The organism is Streptomyces sp. SCL15-4 (assembly GCF_033366695.1).
Lineage (GTDB): Bacteria > Actinomycetota > Actinomycetes > Streptomycetales > Streptomycetaceae > Streptomyces.
Genome location: NZ_JAOBTQ010000001.1, coordinates 4,388,199 through 4,405,711, shown reverse-complemented (window position 1 = coordinate 4,405,711; position 17,513 = coordinate 4,388,199). Strand labels below are relative to the sequence as shown.

Genomic DNA, 17,513 nt, shown 5'->3' with positions numbered 1-17,513 from the left:
GTGGTGCGTGCAGATGATGACACAGGCGGGTGCCCTGCCACCAATCGTCCCCCACGGTACTAGGCAGTCGGGCCGCAGGGCAAAGGGCTTCCCGGTGACGCGGCGCAACGTCCCGGCCGGTGGCGCGTTGGACAGGGCATGGTCTCCCTCCTGCCGGCCCCCGGGCACCGCCGCCTCCTGGCGTCCCTGGCCACCGCCGCCTGCCTCGTCCCGCTCCTCGCCGTCCCCGCCGCCGCGGCCGGCGCCATGCCGCCGCCGGTCCGGCCCGAGGACGGAGGTGATCACCTCACCGTCGTGGTCCGGCACGCCGGCGCCGGGCGGGACGGGACGTACCAGGTCCGCTGCCACCCGGAGTCCGGCCGGCACCCGGACGCCGCCGGCGCCTGCCGGGCGCTCGACTCGCACACGCGCTGGGGCGAGGACCCCTTCGCGCCGGTGGACCCCGGCGCCCTCTGCACCCAGCTCTACGGCGGCCCGGCCACCGCCCGGATCACCGGCACCTGGGCCGGACGCCCGGTCGACGCCTCGTACGACCGCGGTGACGGGTGCCGGATCGCCCGCTGGGACCGCATGGTGCCCCTCCTGCCGAGGATGGGTGACCCCGCCTAGACCGGCCCCGAGCGGCGGCGGACGACGCGGGTGACCTGCGGGCTCGACGGACGCACCGGTTCCGTAAAGGACCCGGGGAGGTATCGCGGAGCCGGGGCATCGGTCACGCGTTCGCCGTCACTTCCTCGTGGGACCTCGCCGTCGTCCGGCGCCGCGAGGACGATCCGTGCCCTTAGACTCCCTCGCGTGACACGTAGCGGGCCCCTTGGCAAGATGGCCCGAGCGGTCGGCAAGGTGCGGTAACAGGGAGGAAGGCGTCTCGTGAGCAGCAGGCCATCCCGAGGCGCTGCTCGCCTCGCAGCCATACTCGACGCGCTGCCGGACGCGTTGGTCCTGGTCAACGCCAACGGAACCGTCGTCAACGCCAACACCATCGCGCTGGAGGCCTTCGAGACGCCCGGCACGGCTCTCGTGGGCCGCGGGCTGCTCGATCTGCTGCCGCAGTTCGACTCGCGGCTCATCCCCGGCTCGATGCGGCGGCCCAGCCACATGGACCCCCGGGGGCGGACCAAGCCCACCCGGATGGTCGCGCGGCGGACCGACGGGACCGAGTTCCCCGTCGAGGTCACCAGCGCGAACCTGGAGAACGGGCAGCAGGCGTACGACGGTTACGGCTACACCGGCGACGAGCTGCTGATGATCGTGGTCCGGGACCTGTCCGGGACCGTCGACACCGAGGCGGAGCTGGCCCGCTCGCAGCGGCAGACCGAGATGATCCTGCGGGCGGCCTCGGAAGGTGTCGTAGGCACCGACACGGACGGGCGGATCGTGCTGGTCAACCCGGCCGCCGCCCAGATACTGGGATACCGGGCCGGTGAGCTGGGCGGCAAGGAGCTGCACACCCTCGTGCTGCACTCGCGCGCCGACGGCTCGCCCTTCCCGTACGACGAGTCGCCGCTCGCCGACACGCTGCGCTCCGGGCGCAAGCACCGGGTGCGCGGGCAGGTGCTGTGGTCCAAGGGCGACAAGAAGGTGCCGGTCGATCTGACCACCGCGCCGGTGCGGGACGGGGACCAGCTCGTCGGCGCCGTGATGACCTTCGCCGACCGGCGGCCGTACGACGCCCTGGTGGAGGAGAAGGCCGCGCTGGAGAAGGCGCACGCCGAGGAGCTGGAGCGGCTCTCCGAGGAGCACGCATCCGACCTGACCGCGCTGCGCCAGCAGCACGTCACCGAGGTCGAGGAGCTGCGCGAGAAGCACGTCACCGAGATCGGGGAGCTGCGCGAGAAGCACACGGAGGAGCTGGCGGCCGACGAGGAGCGGTACGCGGCGCTCGCCGAGCGGGAGAAGGACCGGTACGAGGCTCTCTCCGGGCGGCACGAGCAGCTGCTGACCCTGCTGGCACAGTCGCTGCGCGGCCCGCTGGACGAGCTGCGGCGCGAGCTGTCCGCGCTGGCGGCCGACGACGCCGGCCAGCTGTGGCCCGAGGCCAACCAGGTCCTGCACCACCTGTCCGCCGGCTACTCCCGGATCACCACCCTCATCGACAACGTCCTCGGCTACCAGCGGCTGGACGCGGGCAGCGAGGACATCACCCGTACGAAGGTGATGCTGGACGCCGTCGTCGCCGCCGGTGTGGACGGGGCCGTGGAGCTGATCGGGCCGGGACGGGTGCAGTTCGCCGTGCACGCGCCGCCCATCGAGGCCGAGGTCGACCCCCAGCGGCTCGCCGTCGCGCTCGCGCATCTCGTGGCGGATGTCGCCGGCGTCGACGCCACCGGCAACACGCCGGTGGCGGCGGGCGGTTACCTGGACAACACCGTCGTGATCGCCGCCGCCCAGCGCGGCGAGGTCGCGCGGATCGAGGTACGCGGGCCGTACGCCGGCGGAGACCCGGTGCACGAGCCGGTCGTGCGCGGGATCGTGCGCGCCCACGGCGGCGTGCTCCAGACGCACGAGGTGCCGGGCATGAGCGGCAGCGCGTACGTCCTCGAGGTGCCGCTCGGCGGCGGGGCGGGCGCGGTCGCCGCGCAGGTCCCGGGCCCGGCCGCCGCCTCGGCCGGTGCGCCGATGCCGGAGATCGTCGCCAGTGCCCCGCTGCCGGACGCCGCTGCCGCGGCTCCGCTGCCGGAGGCCGTCGCCGGTATGCCGCTGCCGGACGCCGGCGAGGCCGCCGGGGACGATGCCGGCGCGGCCGAGCAGAGCGGCGGAGGCGGCCGGCGGCGGGCCCGGCGGTCCTCCACGGACGCCTTCCTGGAGAGCGACCTGGCCGGTGCCGGCGACACCGGTGAGTTCGGGACGGCGGCCCCGACCGGCCGGCGCCGCCGGCGGGCCGTCGCGCCCGCCGAGGAGAGCGCGGCGGTTGCGGCCGAGGGCGCGGAGAACGCGTCCGGCGGGACCGGTCGGCGCCGTGCGCGGCCGGCCGATGGTGCCGACGCCGGTACGGACGCCGGTGCCGGTGCCGGTGAGAGCAAGGGCGTGGCCGAGGGTGCCGTCGTGACCTCGGCCGAGCAGAGCGCGGGCGCCGCCGCCTCGGGTACGGGGCTGGGCGGCACCGTACCGCCGCAGGGCGTGCCCGTGGGCCCGGGCCGGCGTGCCCACCACGAGGTGGACGCACCGCAGGCCGCGTTGCCGCCCGCCCTGCCCGCGGCGGGGGATCCGGCTCAGGCGGACGGCGCCGAGGAGGCGCAGCCGACCGGGCGGCGCCGTCGGGCGCTGGCCGCCGCGGCGGAGCGTGCCGCGGCGCAGGAGGCGAGCGGCCCGCGTACGGTGTTCGCCCTGCCGCCGGCCGAGGCCGACCGGACTCCGGAGACCCCTGAGACCGCTGAGGCTCACGGGACCGAGGAGGCCCAGACGATTCCGGCGCCGGCGAGCGGCACGGCTCCTACGAGTGGTCCTGTTCCGGCGAGTGGCTCCGTTCCGACGGGTGGACCTGTTCCGGCGGGTGGACCTGTTCCGGCCCCGGGCGCGCCTACGGCCGTACCGATGGCCCCGGGCGCCGCCGTGAGCGCCGGTACGCCCGTGACTCCGGACGCCGGTACGCCCGTCACTCCGGGGGCCGGGTCCGCCGAGGCCGGCCTGCCGCGCGTTCCCGGTGCCGGGCCGCTGCCCGGTCAGGTGCAGGTGCCCGCGCAGATGCCGATGTCCGCCGAGGGGCTGCCGGGCCTCGAAGGGCGGCACGACGCCGTACCGCTCGACCAGTCCGAGGACCACACCCCGCCGCAGCCGCACCCCCAGCGCGCCCCGACCGGCCGTCGGCGCCGGGCCGTGGCCCGGCCCGCGGAGGCCGCCCAGGCGACGGCGCCGGGGCCCGCCGTGCCCGGCCAGACCCCGTCGCGGGCCACTCCGATGCCGGGCACTGCCGGTCCGGGTCCGCAGAGGGCCGCCGCCGTACCGCCGGTTCCGGGCCAAGGGGCCCAGGCCGCCCAGGTGCCCGGCGTTCCGGCGCAGGGCGCGGCCGCGCAAGGCACGATCGGACAGGGCATCCCCGTCCAGGGCCGCCCCGCCGCACCCGGCACCCCGATGCCCGCCGCGCCCGTACCCGCACAGGGCACGCCCACGCACGGCACGCCCGCGCAGGCCACTCCCGCCCACGGCACGCCCGCCCCGGGCGCCGCTCCCGCCCGGGCGCCGCGGACTCCGGCCGCCACGCAGCCGGGAACCCCGCCCGCCGGTACTCCGGTGGCGGGCCCCGGTCCGCTGCCGTTGCCCGCCGAGGCCGCACCCGGTCAGGCGCCGGGGGCCCGGCCCGTGCCGGTGCCGCCCGGCCCCGCGACCGGCGCCCCGCCGCAGTGGCCGGGTGCCGGTGACACCGCGGGCGCGGGAACCCCGCTCCCGGCTCCCGGCGCCCCGGCGCCGACCACACCGGCTCAGGGCACCCCTCTCCCCGCCGGACCCTCGGCGCCCGCCGGGACCGCCGTACCCACCACGTCCACGCCTCCTCCTCCCGGTCAGCCGCCGCGCGCCGCGCAGCCGTTGCCCGCCGAATCCGTGGGCGGCGGTCCGGTCGACCCGGACTCGACGCAGGGGCGGGCGATCTCCGTGCGGACGCTCGGGCAGGGCGTGCCGTTCGCCCGGCAGGCCGCGCAGGCGCAGCAGCCGACGGCGACCCCGCCGCCGCACGCGCCCGGCGGTTCCGGCCGCCGGCGCAAGCTCGGCACGCCTCCGGACCCGGCCGCCCGCCAGGAGCCCAGGCCGGACCAGGGTGCCCGGCCGCACCCGGCGCCCGAGGCGCTGTCCGCGCACCCGGCCCCCGGCGGCCGGCCGCCGGCACCGCAGCCCGCGCCGGCCGGCCAGCCGCCCCTGCCGGGACGGCCGGCCCCGGGCACCGAAGGAGCCGGGCGGTCGTACGCCATCGGCGCCCCGGAGCCCGACGCGGCCGAGGGACCGGAGCCGCTGGACGGCCCCGGCGGGGCCGTGGAGGTGGCGGACACCCCGCGCCCGCAGCCGCTGGACGACGAGCTGCCTCCGGAGCCGCTGGACAACCCGCGCCGGCTGCTGGTCTGGCCCGCGCCGGACGTGACGACCCAGCAGGCGCTCAGCGACCGCGGCTACCGTCCGGTGATCGTGCACTCGCGCGAGGAGGTCGACGCGCAGATCGCGGCCTTCCCCGCCGCGCTGTTCGTGGACCCGCTGACCGGGCCCATCACCCGTACGGCGCTGCAGTCGCTGCGCCAGGCCGCGGTGGCGGCGGAGGTGCCGGTGCTGGTCACGGCCGGGCTCGGCCAGGCGTCGCGCGAGGCGGCGTACGGCGCCGATCCCGCCGTCCTGCTGAAGGCGCTGGCTCCCCGGGACAGCGAGCAGCATCCGCCGCGGGTGCTGCTCATCGAGGAGCACGCGGAGATCGCGCTGGCGCTGACCTCGACGCTGGAGCGGCGGGGCATGCAGGTGGCGCGGGCCGCGAGCGACAACGACGCGGTGACGCTGGCGGCGCAGTTCCGGCCGAACCTGGTGGTGATGGACCTGATGCAGGTGCACCGCCGGCGGGCCGGGATCGTGGACTGGCTGCGCGCGAACGGGCAGCTCAACCGCACCCCGCTGGTCGTCTACACCGCCGCCGTCGACCAGGCCGACCTGCCCCGGCTGGCCTCGGGCGAGACGGTGCTCTTCCTCGCCGAGCGGTCCACCAGCACGGAGGTGCAGAGCCGGATCGTCGACCTGCTGGCCCGGATCGGCACCAACTAGGCGCCACCGGCCGGCCACGGCCGAACACCGGACCGGCCCCGGCCGGCCACCGGGCGACGGACGACCGCAGGACGCCGGCAGCCGGACGACGGACGACCGCAGCCGGACACCGGCCCGGCGCCGGACTAGCGTGCCACCAGCCTGCGGGCCGCCTCCTTGATGGAGGCCCGCAGGCGGTCGCGGTCGTCGTCCCGCGAGCCCGCGAGGATGCGCCGCATCTGCGGGACCGCGGAGATCCAGTTCGTCAGCGAGATCAGCAGGATGAGCAGGTCGCCGGCCGGGATGACGTCCGTGATGACGCCCCGGTCCTGGCCGTCGCGGATCGCGGCGACCTTGCGGGCGTAGTGGTCCTGGCGGGCCGCCTCGTCGGGCAGGTCCGCGCTGCCGTACTCGATGCCCTCCCAGAAGAGCAGGCGCAGCAGTTCGGGATGGGCGGCGTGGTAGTCGAGGAGGCGGTCCACCCAGCCGTCGATGTCGTCGGGGTCGACGGGCACAGACGACGCCAGGTCGACCATGCACCGGCCGAGGACCTGGGTGAACAGCTCTGCCTTGTTGCCGAAGTAGGCGTAGATCAGCTGCTTGTTGGCCTTGGCCGCGGCGGCGATGCGGTCGATGCGGGCGCCCGCGATGCCGTGCCGGGAGAACTCGGCGACCGCCGCCTCGAAGATGCGGGCCTTGGTGGCCTCGGGGTCCCTCACTGTTGCCATGGGGACAGGGTAGGCGTCAGGGAAGCGGTAACCAACTATTTGGTTGACGGGAATGCGCGGGCCGGGGCACGCTGTTGGAGCCTTGCAACCAACCAGTTAGTTGTGTGAGTCGGCTCTAAGGAGAACCTCCGCTCATGCCGTCAGCCACCACCACCCGCCAGACACCGCCCGTCCGGGTCCCCGCCCGCGAGCGGTCGGCCTCCGGCACCCTCTTCCTCCTGCTCATCGCCGTCTGCACCGCCGTCACGGCCGCCAACATCTACCTCGCGGCCCCGCTGCTCCCGCTCATCGCCCGCGACTTCGGCACCACCGCCTCGGCCGTGGCCTGGATCGCCTCGGTGGCCCAGCTCGGCTACGCGGCCGGCCTGCTCTTCTTCGCGCCGCTCGGCGACCGCGTCAACCGCCGCTCGCTCGTCGCCTGGCTCTCCGTCGCCACCACGGTCGCGCTGGCCGGCGCGGCGGCGGCGCCGGGCACCGCGGCCCTCGCCGCCGCCGTCTTCGTCGCCTCGGCGGCGACGGTCGTGCCCCAGCTGCTGGTCCCGCTGGTGGCCGCGCGTGCCCCGGCCGACCGGCGCGCCCGGCACGTCGCCGCCGTCATCGCCGGTCTGTTCACCGGCATCGTCGCGGCCCGCGTGCTCGGCGGTCTCGCCGGGCAGGGCCTCGGCTGGCGCTGGGTGTTCGCCGGGTCCGCCGTCCTCACCCTCGCGCTCGGTCTGGCCACCGCCCTGGCCCTGCCGGCCGAGCGGCGGGCGCGGCAGGGCGGGCTGTTCTCCGGCATAGCCGAGCTGCCGGGGCTGCTGCGCCAGTCGTCCGAGCTGCGGCGCGCCTGCATCCGGCAGGCGGGGATGTTCGGCGCCTGGAGCGCCCTGTGGACCTCGCTGGCCCTGCTGCTGACCGGGCCGGCGTACGGCCTGTCCACCGCGACCGCCGGGCTCTTCGGCCTCTTCGGGCTGACCGCCAGCGCGGTGGCGCCGCTGGCGGGCGGCCTGGTGGACCGGTTCGGTGCCGCGCGGGTCGTCGGCACCGCGTTCGTGCTGGCCGCCGTCGCCGTACCGTTGTTCTGGCTCGGCGGGCACGTGCTGCCGGCGCTGTTCGCCGCCGCGATCGCGATCCACGCGGCCCTGGTCGCCTCCCACGTGGCCAACCAGACCGTGGCGCTGACCACGACCACCACTCCGGCGACCGCCAACACGGCCTACGTCGTCTCGGGCTTCGCCGGCGGTGCGCTCGCCTCGGCCGCCGCGGGCCCCGCCTTCGGGCACTGGGGCTGGACCGGGGTGTGCGCGGTGGCGGGCGTGTGGCTGGCGCTGGGCTGGGCGGCGACGCTGCGGACCGGCCGCCGGTGACACCGGGGCCGGGACCGGGGCCCGCCACGGGCGGGGGTACCGGCCCCGGCCCTCGTCACGGCCGGCGGGTCCGTACCGCCGTCACAGGCGGGTGACCTCCAGTTCCCCGTCCGCGTACTGCCGGCGCAGCACCTTCTTGTCGAACTTGCCCACACTCGTCTTCGGCACCACCGGCACGGTGGTCCAGCGCTCCGGCAGCTGCCACCGGGCGATCCGGCCCTCCTCCGCGAGGAAGGTGCGCAGGGCCTGGAAGTCGGCGCTCGCGCCGGGCCGCAGGACGACCGTGGCCAGCGGGCGCTCGCCCCACTTGTCGTCGGGTACGGCGACCACGGCGGCCTCGGCGACGTCCGGGTGGGCCATCAGGGCGTTCTCCAGCTCCACCGAGGAGATCCACTCGCCGCCGGACTTGATGACGTCCTTGGCGCGGTCGGTGAGGGTGAGGTAGCCGTCGGCGGAGATGGTGCCGACGTCGCCCGTCTTCAGCCAGCCGTCCGCGCTGAACTTGTCGCCGGGGCGCAGGGGGTCGGCGTCGGGGCCGTTGTAGTAGGCGCCCGCGATCCAGGGGCCGCGCACCTCCAGCTCGCCGGCCGACTCGCCGTCCCAGGGCAGGCGGGTGCCGCCGGGGCCGGTGAGGCGGGCTTCGACACCGGCCGGGAAGCGGCCCTGGGTGACGCGGTAGCGGAACTCCTCGTCGGTGCCGGCCGCATGGGCCGGCGGACGGGCCACCGTGCCCAGCGGGGAGGTCTCCGTCATGCCCCAGGCGTGGCAGACCCGCATGCCCAGCTCGTCGAAGGCCGTCATCAGGGACGGCGGACAGGCGGCGCCGCCGATGGTGACCTGGCCGAGGGAGGAGACGTCCCTCGGGCGCGCGGTGAGTTCGCCGAGCAGGCCCTGCCAGATGGTCGGGACGGCCGCCGCGTGGGTGGGCCGCTCCGACTCGATCATCTCGGCGAGCGGGGCCGGCTGGAGGAAGCGGTCCGGCATCAGCATGTTCACGCCGGTCATGAAGGTGGCGTGCGGCAGCCCCCACGCGTTCACGTGGAACTGCGGGACGACCACCAGCGAGGTGTCCCGGTCCGTCAGGCCCATCGACTGCGTCATGTTGACCTGCATGGAGTGCAGGTAGACCGAACGGTGGCTGTAGACCACGCCCTTGGGGTCGCCGGTCGTGCCGGAGGTGTAGCACATGGCGGCGGCCCGGCGTTCGTCCAGCTCGGGCCAGTCGTAGTGGTCGGGCCGGCCGACGATCAGCTCCTCGTACTCGTGCACCCGGGCGCCGGCTCCCGCCAGCGGGGCACGGTCGCCGGGGCCGGAGACGACGATGTGCTCGACCGTCGGCAGCTGCGGCAGCAGCGGTGCGAGCAGCGGGATCAGCGAACCGTTGACGAGGACGACCTTGTCGGCCGCGTGGCTGACGATCCACACCAGCTGCTCGGCGGGCAGCCGCAGGTTGAGCGTGTGCAGCACCGCGCCCATGGACGGCACGGCGAAGTACGCCTCGACGTGCTCGGCGTTGTTCCACATGAGCGTGGCCACCCGGTCGTCGTCCCGCACGCCCAGCTCGTCGCGCAGGGCGTGCGCCAGCCGGGCGGCGCGCGCCCCGACCTCGGCGAAGGTGCGCCGGTGCGGCTCGGACTCCCCGGTCCAGGTGGTCACCCGCGACGATCCGTGGACCGTGGACCCGTGGGTCAGGATCCTGGAGATCAGCAGCGGTACGTCCTGCATGGTGCTCAGCACGGAGTCCTCCCGGGCGACATTGCCTACGCGGTGGTAGAGGTTGCGCTGATTCTGCGCACATACCACGCGGTATGTCACTAGGAGGCGTGTCACGCTCAGGTCACCGCGGGCGTCGGCGCCCCAGGGCCTGTCTGGCAATTCCCGTCTGCCGCGCTTCGGGCGACGACGCGAATTGTCAGACAGGCCCTAGCGGGCCGGCGCCAGTTCGGGGTCCTCGCGCAGTTTGCCCAGCGCCCGGGAGACCGCCGACTTCACCGTGCCGACCGACACCCCGAGCACCTCGGCGGTCTGGGCCTCGCTCAGGTCCTCGTAGTACCGCAGGACGACCATCGCCCGCTGGCGGGCCGGCAGCCGCAGGACGGCCCGCCACATCGCGTCGCGCAGCGCCTGCCGCTCGGCCGGGTCGTCGCCGCACGGCAGGCGCTCGGGCTCGGGCAGCTCGTCGCAGGTGAACTCGTCCACCCGGCGCTTGCGCCACTGGGAGGTCCGGGTGTTCAGCAGCGCCCGGCGCACATAGCCGTCCAGCGCGCGCTGGTCCTCGATCCGCTCCCAGGCCACATAGGTCTTGGCCAGGGCCGTCTGCAGCAGGTCCTCGGCGTCGGTCGGGTTCGCCGTCAGCGAGCGGGCGGTGCGCAGCAGCACCGGCTGACGGGCCCGCACGTACGCCGCGAACGTCGGGTAGAGGGGAGTCTGCCGCCCGGGTGCGGCGGCGGCCGAGGCGCTGGTGCAGACGGGTGTGGTCATGCCTCCACGCTAGGAGCGGCCTCCCCCGCCGGGTATCGGCCGCAGGTCCTGAAGGCGAGTCCCCCTCAGGTTGTAGGGGTGGGGCTGGCTCCACCTCCTGAAGGTGGACCACGGGTCCGTCCCGTCTGCGGGTACGACCCTGAGGACTCACCCGTCCGCCGTCGGGACCAGCCCTGATGCCGGCACCCCGGCACCGGCCGTCACCAGGGTCCGCAAGGCCGCGAGCACCTGGCTCACGGCCGCGCCCCGCGGCCGCCGTGCCGGGTCGTCCCGGCAGAAGCCGGTCATCCCCTCCTGCGCATCATTCGTTCATTCGGAACCGTCAAGACCTCCAGGGACACCGCGCGGCGGCGCCGGAGCACCGCCGCGCACATGCGTCTCGACCCTGAAGCACACCCCCTGAGACCCCTCCCCACGAAGGACCTCAGCCGAGGCTCACCCCCTACTGCGGTGAGAGTGGTCTGCTGCCCACCGGGACTCCGGCGAACCGCACCGAGGCCCATGATTCCCACGCAAGCGTGATGAAAGGTCGATAAACCCCCATCGGCACCTTTCCGCTCCACCCACTCCCGAACCAGACGCGCGACCACCACCCCGCCCTTCCCATTTTCGAACACACGTACGACGATAGAGTCATGGCCACCCCCGACCGGCAGGCCACCACCCTGGCCCTCGCGCACGCCCTGTCCGCCGCCGAGCGCGGCCTGGCCGTCATCCCCCTGTCCCGGACGAAGCTCCCGGCCCTGCGCTCCCCCCACCGCGACGAGCCGGCACCCGAGGGACCGCCCTGCCACGGCGCCTGCGGCCGCTTCGGCCACGGTGTGTACGACGCCTCCACCGACCCCGGACACATCCGCGCCCTGTTCGCCGCCGCACCCCGGGCCACCGGCTACGGCATCGCCTGCGGGCTGCCGCCGTACCACCTGATCGGCGTCGACCTGGACACCAAGACCGGCACGGACGCCCCGGCCGCCCTGCGCGAACTGGCCCTGCGCCACCTGTTCACGATCCCGGAAACGGTCGTCGTGCTCACTCCGAGCGGTGGCCGCCACCTGTGGCTGACCGGACCGCCGGACACCGTCGTCCCGAACTCGGCCGGCCGGCTCGCCCCCGGCATCGACATCCGGGGCGCCGGCGGTTATCTGGTGGGCCCCGGCTCCCGCACCGACCACGGCGTCTACACCACCGCGCCCGGCACCGCCCACCTGCCTCCGGCCCCCTGCCCGCCGGCCCTGCTCCGCCTCCTGGCGCCTCCGCCCCGGCCCCGCCACCCGGCACCGTCCACCCCGGGCGACCAGGGCCACGGCCTGGTCCACTTCGTCCTCTCCGCACACGAGGGCCAGCGCAACACCCGCCTCTTCTGGGCGGCCTGCCGTGCCTACGAGAGCGGCATCGGCCCCGCCTTGGCGGACGCCCTGACCGAGGCGGCCTGCACGACCGGCCTGCCGGAGCGCGAGGCCCGCGCGACGATCGCGTCGGCGGCCCGGATGACCACGCACCGGGAGCGTTGAACGGGGGGCCGCGGACCGCCGGGCCGGCGGCTCCGGACCGCCGGGCAGGGCCTGGGGACCGCTGGGCAGGCGCGGTGGCGCGAAGCCTCTTACGATCCGAACGTGACGGACATACCGGATGAACTGATCAGGCTGGAACGCACCGCCGAAGAGGAACGCGCGCGCCTGGCGGGCCTCACCGGCGAGGCGTACGCCGAGCAGCAGCGCCGCTTCTGCACGGCCTCGGACGCGGTGCACGAGGCGATCACGACGCGCGCCGAGGCGACGGGCACCGACCCGCACGAGGTCGAGCAGGCGGTACGCCGCGCGGTACGACAGGCCCAGGAGGACCCGGCCGTGGAGTAACCGACGGACGGCGGGACCGGACAGCGAGGCAGGGGCGCCTCCCGGGAGAGACACCCCGCCGCGGCCCGCCACGGCCCGCCAGCCGTCGGACGAGGAGATCCGCACGTCTTCACCATCGGCACCGGCACCGCCCGCAAGCTCTGGTACCCGCCCCGGCCCCCGGAGCCGACCCGGACCCACCGGACGCGGCCCACGCAGAAGGGGTGCCCCCATCAAGGAGCACCCCTTCTCACCTGTACATCTACAACCTCTGCGGAGGCGGTGGGATTTGAACCCACGGTGACATCGCTGCCACGACGGTTTTCAAGACCGTTCCCTTCGGCCGCTCGGGCACACCTCCCCGCGCCGACGGAGATCGACGGCGCGGGTACAGATTACCGGCCCTCCGGCCGTGGCGGGCCGGCCCCGTCAGCTGTCGCCCTGCCGGGTGCCCAGCGTCAGGTCCACCGTGTGCTCCTGGCCGCCCCGCTTGTAGGTGATCGTCACCTTGTCGCCCGGCTTGTGGGTCCAGATCTCGCCGATCAGCGTGGGGCCGCTGTCGATCACGTGGTCGTCGAGCTTGGTGATGACGTCCCCGGGCTTGAGGCCGGCCTTGTCCGCCGGGCCGCCGGACTCGACCGCGGCGGCGCCGCTCGTGCCCTGCTCGGTGATCTTCGCGCCGTCGGAGGACTCCTCCAGGGAGACGGAGGCGCCGATCTTGGCGTACACCGGCTTGCCGGTCTTGATCAGCTGCTGGGCGACGTACTTCGCCTGGTTGATCGGGATGGCGAAGCCCAGGCCGATCGAGCCGGACTGCGCGGAGCCGAAGCCGCCGCTGCCCGTGGACTGGATCGCGGAGTTGATGCCGATGACCGCACCGGAAGCGTCCAGCAGCGGGCCGCCGGAGTTGCCCGGGTTGATGGACGCGTCGGTCTGCAGGGCGCTCATGTAGGACGCCTTGCTGGTGGAGCTGCCGTCGCTGGAGGCCACCGGGCGGTTCTTGGCGCTGATGATGCCGGTCGTCACCGTGTTCGACAGTCCGAAGGGGGCGCCGATGGCGATGGTCTCGTCGCCGACGGCCACCTTGTCGGAGTCGCCGAGGGCGAGCGGCTTGAGGTCGGAAGGGGCGTTCTTGAGCTTGATGACCGCCACGTCGTAGCCCTGCGCGTGGCCGACGACCTCGGCGTCGTACTTCTTCCCGCTCGCGAAGGTGGCCGTGAGCCGGCCGCCGTCCACCGCCTCCGCGACCACGTGGTTGTTGGTGACGATGTGCCCCTGGGTGTCGAAGACGAACCCGGTGCCCGTGCCGCCCTCGCCGTCGCTGCTCTCGGCCTGGATCGTCACCGTGCTGGGCAGCGCCCTGGAGGCCACGCCCGCGATCGTCCCCGGTGCGCGCTTGACCTGCGTGGCGCCGTCGGAGGCGGAGATCGTGGTGGAGCCGTGGTCGTCACGGTCCTTGGCCAGGGTGTAGCCGAGGCCGCCGCCTAGGCCGCCCGCGACCAGCGCGGCCACCAGGACCGCCGCCACCAGGCCGCCGCGACCGCGCGGCTTGGGCGCGGGCTGCTGCCAGGTGGCGCCCCAGCCGGTGCCCTGACCGCCCGCGTCGCCGCCATAGGACGGGCCGGCGCCGTAGGAGGGGCCGCCGCCGTGGGACGGGCCGGCGCCGTAGGGCCCCGGGTCGCCGTAGGACGGGGTGGCCGGGGGCGGAGGCGGCCAGGAGCCGTCGGGGGCCGGGCCGGACGCGGGGGCCGCGGGCGGGGCCGCCGGGTTCTCCGGGGGCACGGGCGGAAGCGGTGCCGTCGGGGCGCTCCCCTCGGGCCCGGGGCCCTGCGGGGAAGCGTCGGGAGAGGCCACCGGCACGGGAGGTGCGGACGGCGCCGGGGGTACCGCGTTGCCCTCGTTCTCGGTGCTCACAGCTCTTCTCCTCGGTCCACGCCTGTTGTCGTCGGTCGCACTGTCTTGCGTCAGCTTTTCCCACGAGCCGTCAGAGCACCATAAGCGGTGCCTGTGCGTCCGGCGGTCCTCTTTATATAGGATCTTTAACGGCATTTACCGTAAAAGTTATATAAGCGACCAGGAGGTCCTCGCCTGTCCGCGGCGAAGCCGCCGTTCGCCGGGGAGTCGCACCCACCCCGCCACGGCTACCCGGTGACGGTGGCACCATGACGCGGTGACCCACGCACCCCAGCGCTCCATCCAGGTCGTCGCCCACCGCGGCGCCTCCGAAGACGCCCCCGAGCACACCCTCGCCGCCTACCGGAAGGCGATCGAGGACGGCGCCGACGCCCTGGAGTGCGACGTACGGCTGACCGCGGACGGACATCTGGTCTGCGTCCACGACCGGCGGGTGAACCGTACCTCCAACGGCCGCGGCGCGGTCTCCGCGCTGGAACTGGCCGACCTGGCCGCGCTCGACTTCGGTTCCTGGAAGACGCGCGAGGCCTGGCACGGACGGGACGAGGAGCCCGACTGGGAGCACCGGCCGGAGGACCGCGAGGAGACCTCCGTCCTCACCCTGGAGAGACTGCTGGAACTCGTCGCGGACGCCGGGCGGCGGGTGGAGCTGGCCATCGAGACCAAGCACCCCACGCGCTGGGCGGGCCAGGTCGAGGAGCGGCTGCTGGCCCTGCTGAACCGTTTCGGCCTGGCAGTGCCGGCCTCCGCCGCCGAGTCGCCGGTCCGGATCATGAGCTTCTCGGCCCGTTCGCTGCACCGCGTGCGCACCGCGGCGCCGACCCTGCCGACGGTCTACCTGATGCAGTTCGTCTCGCCCCGGCTGCGCGACGGCCGGCTCCCCGCGGGCGTGCGCATCGCCGGGCCCTCGCTCCGCATCGTGCGCAACCACCCCGCCTATGTGGAGCGACTGCGGCAGTCCGGCCACCAGGTCCACGTGTGGACCGTGAACGAGCCCGAGGACGTCGACCTCTGCCTCGACCTGGGCGTCGACGCCATCATCACCAACCGTCCGCGCGCGGTGCTGCGCCGTCTCGGCCGCTGAGCCGCCGACCGGAGGCCCCCGCCGGACACGAGCGGGAAGACGCCGTCACGGGGAGTGCACCGGCGCGTTCGCTCGGTGTCCGTCTGTGTCGAGTGCGTCACCGGAAGAGGACTGGCCGGTTTCCGGCGCAGACCAAAAGGGCATCCACACCGTGGCGTGGGGCGAAGGAGGTCTCGGGGGTGGCGTTGGTGGTGGCACAGGAAGTGCCCACGTCGTCGAGCATGGCCGTACCCCATGGCCCTGCGGGCGTGGGGAAGGCGCGGCACCGGATGCGGGCGCAGCTGCGCAGCGGGGGCGTGGCGGAGTCGGTCATCGACGACGCCGTACTGATCCTTTCGGAACTGCTGAGCAATGCCTGCCGGCACGGGCGGCCCCTCGGGGACGCGCCGGCCGGGGACGGCGACGTACGCGCCGCGTGGCGGGTCGACGCGCGCGGACGGCTGCTCGTGGAGGTCACGGACGGCGGCGGCCCGACCCGCCCGGCACCGGCGACACCGTCGGTGACCGCGCACGGCGGGCGCGGGCTGAACATCATCACGGCCCTCGCCGACGACTGGGGCGTCCGGGACGACGTCGAGGGCGAGGTGACGGTCTGGGTGGTGGTCCACGGCGACGTCCACGATCCCGATGCCGGCTGCCCCCGCGACCCGTTCGCTACGCGCGTCACCCGGCCCGTGGCCCGGGAGGCACCGCTCGCGGACCTGGCCCGGGAGGCACCGCTCGCCGATCTGGCGCTGCCGGCCGTGGCGACGGCCCCGGAGACGGCACTGACGGGTGCGGTGGCCGGCGAGGTGCCGCTGCCTCGGTTGTCGCCGGCGGACGAGAGTTTGCCGGACCTGCCGCTGACAGCGATATCGGACGCGACGCTCACGGGCATCACCACGACGGACGTGCCCCTGTCCGGCCTGACCACCCCGGGCCTGGCGCTGCCGGACCTGTCCGGTCTGGACTTCACGGACGCCTTCGAGGACTTGGACTGACCCCGCGGGGCCGGCGGCGGCCGGCCGGCGCGACGGGCCGCCACCCGCGCGCGACGCCGGGCACCGGCGCACCGGACACCGGCGGACCGGATTCCGTTACCGCCACCAGCCGTCGAGCGCCCGTGCGTTGTCCACAGGTTCCCGTCGGTCACGGCCGAAGCGGCTAGGCTCCCGACGTACGAGAAGAGCCGTAACCGGGAGACACCCACCATGGCCAAGAAGCGCCCCCAGACGAAGGCCAAGCCGCAGCCGATCGACGGGGAGATCCCGGTTGTCGGCGCCCGCGAGCCCTGCCCCTGCGGCAGCGGCCGGCGCTACAAGGCCTGCCACGGCCGGGCCGCCGCGCACGCCGTGACCGAGCTGGTGCAGCGCCCGTTCGAGGGACTGCCCGGCGAGTGCGACTGGGTCGCGCTGCGCGAGCTGGTCCCGGCCGCGACCGCGGAACTGACCCTGCGGGACGGCCTGCCCGACGGCGTCCCGTCGGTCACGCTGGCCACGGTGCTGCCGATGGCCTGGCCCGCGCTGCGCCGGGACGACGGTTCGGTCCTGCTGGGCCTGCAGAACGACACGGCGTCCGGCGACATCAGCCGCGACCTCGCCGACACGCTGCTGCGCGCCCTGGAGGCCGAGCCGGGCACCCCGGTGCAGGGCCGCCGCGCCCCCGCCGAGGGCCCGCGGTTGCAGGACCTGCTCGACCCGGAGGGCGCTTTCCAGCCGGTCGTGCACAGCGGCTTCGAGTTCTGGGTGCCGGACGCGGAGAACGCGAGCCCGGAGGTGGCCGCCTCCCTGGAGCGGGCCAACGCCGCGGCGATCCCGACCGTGCGGCTGTCCGCCGTGCAGGCCGCGTACTGGTGCGAGACCCCGGAGAAGAACCACCTGCGCTGGGTCATGCCGCACCCGGAGGAGCAGCTTCTGGACGCTCTCGCGCGGCTGCACGCGGCCGGCCGCTCCAGCCTCGGCGAGGGCACCCGGCTCGTGGGCTCCTTCCGTGCTCACGGCCTCACCGTTCCGGTCTGGGACCTGCCGAGCGGCATCTCGGCCAAGGACGTGGAGCAGCCGGCCGCCGAGTTCGCCGAGCGCCTCGCCGCCGCCCTCGCGGCCACGGAACCGCTCACTCCGGAGGAGCGCCGGGCCCGCGGCGGACTGACCAACCGGCAGGTCACGCTCAGCTGACGCGTCGTACGCGAGGAGCCCGGCCGGCCGGCCGGGCGACCGCGCCACGGGACCGCGCGAAGGGTGACTCGCGTCACAACTCGGCCCTTCTCCAGGAAAATCGGTGTCCGAATCGGCAAGACCGAATTTGCGAACCGCCGATCTCTTGTTACCGTTCCTGTAGCCCGGTTGCTGGTGCATCCCCCGTCGCCAGCAACCGGGCCTTTCCATGCCCTTTTCCAGGGCCGCCCCGCGTCCGTGCCCATGCCGGCGCACGCGGC

11 protein-coding genes, 1 tRNA gene and 1 pseudogene are annotated in these 17,513 nt (G+C 74.9%); 8 read left to right on the top strand and 5 right to left on the bottom strand.

The genetic code is table 11. From position 1 onward, the window contains the following. Positions 1 to 138 precede the first annotated feature (138 nt). Positions 139 to 609 carry an SSI family serine proteinase inhibitor gene (locus SCK26_RS19245; protein WP_318202541.1) on the top strand — a complete coding sequence of 157 codons (471 nt, stop codon included), beginning with the start codon at positions 139 to 141 and terminating at the stop codon, positions 607 to 609. A 261-nt stretch (positions 610 to 870) separates the two neighbouring features. Continuing rightward, positions 871 to 5,733, top strand: coding sequence for a PAS domain-containing protein (locus SCK26_RS19240; protein ID WP_318202540.1), 4,863 nt, complete (start codon positions 871 to 873; stop codon positions 5,731 to 5,733). 125 nt (positions 5,734 to 5,858) lie between these two features. On the opposite strand, the gene SCK26_RS19235 is transcribed toward SCK26_RS19240, so the two are convergent. Then, positions 5,859 to 6,440 carry a TetR family transcriptional regulator gene (locus SCK26_RS19235; protein ID WP_318202539.1) on the bottom strand — a complete coding sequence of 194 codons (582 nt, stop codon included), beginning with the start codon at positions 6,438 to 6,440 and terminating at the stop codon, positions 5,859 to 5,861. 134 nt (positions 6,441 to 6,574) lie between these two features. Here SCK26_RS19235 and SCK26_RS19230 point away from each other — a divergent pair, with 134 nt between their 5' ends. Then, entirely contained in the window at positions 6,575 to 7,786 is a 1,212-nt protein-coding gene (locus tag SCK26_RS19230) for an MFS transporter (RefSeq protein ID WP_318202538.1), read from the top strand. 81 nt (positions 7,787 to 7,867) lie between these two features. Here SCK26_RS19230 and SCK26_RS19225 read toward each other — a convergent pair whose 3' ends face one another. Beyond that, positions 7,868 to 9,511 (bottom strand): long-chain fatty acid--CoA ligase, encoded by a 1,644-nt coding sequence (locus tag SCK26_RS19225; RefSeq protein WP_318206047.1) that lies wholly within the window; start codon positions 9,509 to 9,511, stop codon positions 7,868 to 7,870. A gap of 198 nt (positions 9,512 to 9,709) precedes the next feature. Continuing rightward, complete coding sequence (locus tag SCK26_RS19220) at positions 9,710 to 10,267, bottom strand: SigE family RNA polymerase sigma factor (RefSeq protein WP_318202537.1); 558 nt, start codon at positions 10,265 to 10,267, stop codon at positions 9,710 to 9,712. A 635-nt stretch (positions 10,268 to 10,902) separates the two neighbouring features. Here SCK26_RS19220 and SCK26_RS19215 point away from each other — a divergent pair. Continuing rightward, positions 10,903 to 11,778: a bifunctional DNA primase/polymerase gene (locus SCK26_RS19215; RefSeq protein WP_318202536.1), complete on the top strand. Its 876-nt coding sequence runs from the start codon at positions 10,903 to 10,905 to the stop codon at positions 11,776 to 11,778. A 102-nt stretch (positions 11,779 to 11,880) separates the two neighbouring features. After that, positions 11,881 to 12,123 (top strand): hypothetical protein, encoded by a 243-nt coding sequence (locus tag SCK26_RS19210; RefSeq protein ID WP_318202535.1) that lies wholly within the window; start codon positions 11,881 to 11,883, stop codon positions 12,121 to 12,123. A gap of 253 nt (positions 12,124 to 12,376) precedes the next feature. On the opposite strand, the gene SCK26_RS19205 is transcribed toward SCK26_RS19210, so the two are convergent. Next, positions 12,377 to 12,463: transfer RNA gene (locus SCK26_RS19205), tRNA-Ser, on the bottom strand. A 68-nt stretch (positions 12,464 to 12,531) separates the two neighbouring features. Then, positions 12,532 to 14,016 carry a S1C family serine protease gene (locus tag SCK26_RS19200; protein ID WP_318202534.1) on the bottom strand — a complete coding sequence of 495 codons (1,485 nt, stop codon included), beginning with the start codon at positions 14,014 to 14,016 and terminating at the stop codon, positions 12,532 to 12,534. Positions 14,017 to 14,272: 256 nt separating this feature from the next. On the opposite strand from SCK26_RS19200, the gene SCK26_RS19195 reads away from it, so the two are divergent. From SCK26_RS19195 to SCK26_RS19185, 3 genes and pseudogenes are all read left to right on the top strand, one after another. Then, positions 14,273 to 15,100, top strand: coding sequence for a glycerophosphodiester phosphodiesterase (locus SCK26_RS19195; RefSeq protein ID WP_318202533.1), 828 nt, complete (start codon positions 14,273 to 14,275; stop codon positions 15,098 to 15,100). 92 nt (positions 15,101 to 15,192) lie between these two features. Next, positions 15,193 to 15,807, top strand: a pseudogene (locus SCK26_RS19190) (ATP-binding protein); the annotation flags it as partial. Between the two features lie 483 nt (positions 15,808 to 16,290). Further along, entirely contained in the window at positions 16,291 to 17,253 is a 963-nt protein-coding gene (locus SCK26_RS19185; protein ID WP_318202532.1) for a DUF5926 family protein, read from the top strand. Positions 17,254 to 17,513: the final 260 nt, after the last annotated feature.

What these genes read in the sequence shown, in the direction of transcription:
- SCK26_RS19225 (WP_318206047.1), bottom strand. Translation starts at nt 9,511, where the DNA reads ATGCAGGACGTACCGCTGCTGATCTCCAGGATCCTGACCCACGGGTCC.
- SCK26_RS19235 (WP_318202539.1), bottom strand. Translation starts at nt 6,440, where the DNA reads ATGGCAACAGTGAGGGACCCCGAGGCCACCAAGGCCCGCATCTTCGAG.
- SCK26_RS19230 (WP_318202538.1), top strand. Translation starts at nt 6,575, where the DNA reads ATGCCGTCAGCCACCACCACCCGCCAGACACCGCCCGTCCGGGTCCCC.
- SCK26_RS19215 (WP_318202536.1), top strand. Translation starts at nt 10,903, where the DNA reads ATGGCCACCCCCGACCGGCAGGCCACCACCCTGGCCCTCGCGCACGCC.
- SCK26_RS19185 (WP_318202532.1), top strand. Translation starts at nt 16,291, where the DNA reads ATGGCCAAGAAGCGCCCCCAGACGAAGGCCAAGCCGCAGCCGATCGAC.
- SCK26_RS19245 (WP_318202541.1), top strand. Translation starts at nt 139, where the DNA reads ATGGTCTCCCTCCTGCCGGCCCCCGGGCACCGCCGCCTCCTGGCGTCC.
- SCK26_RS19220 (WP_318202537.1), bottom strand. Translation starts at nt 10,267, where the DNA reads ATGACCACACCCGTCTGCACCAGCGCCTCGGCCGCCGCCGCACCCGGG.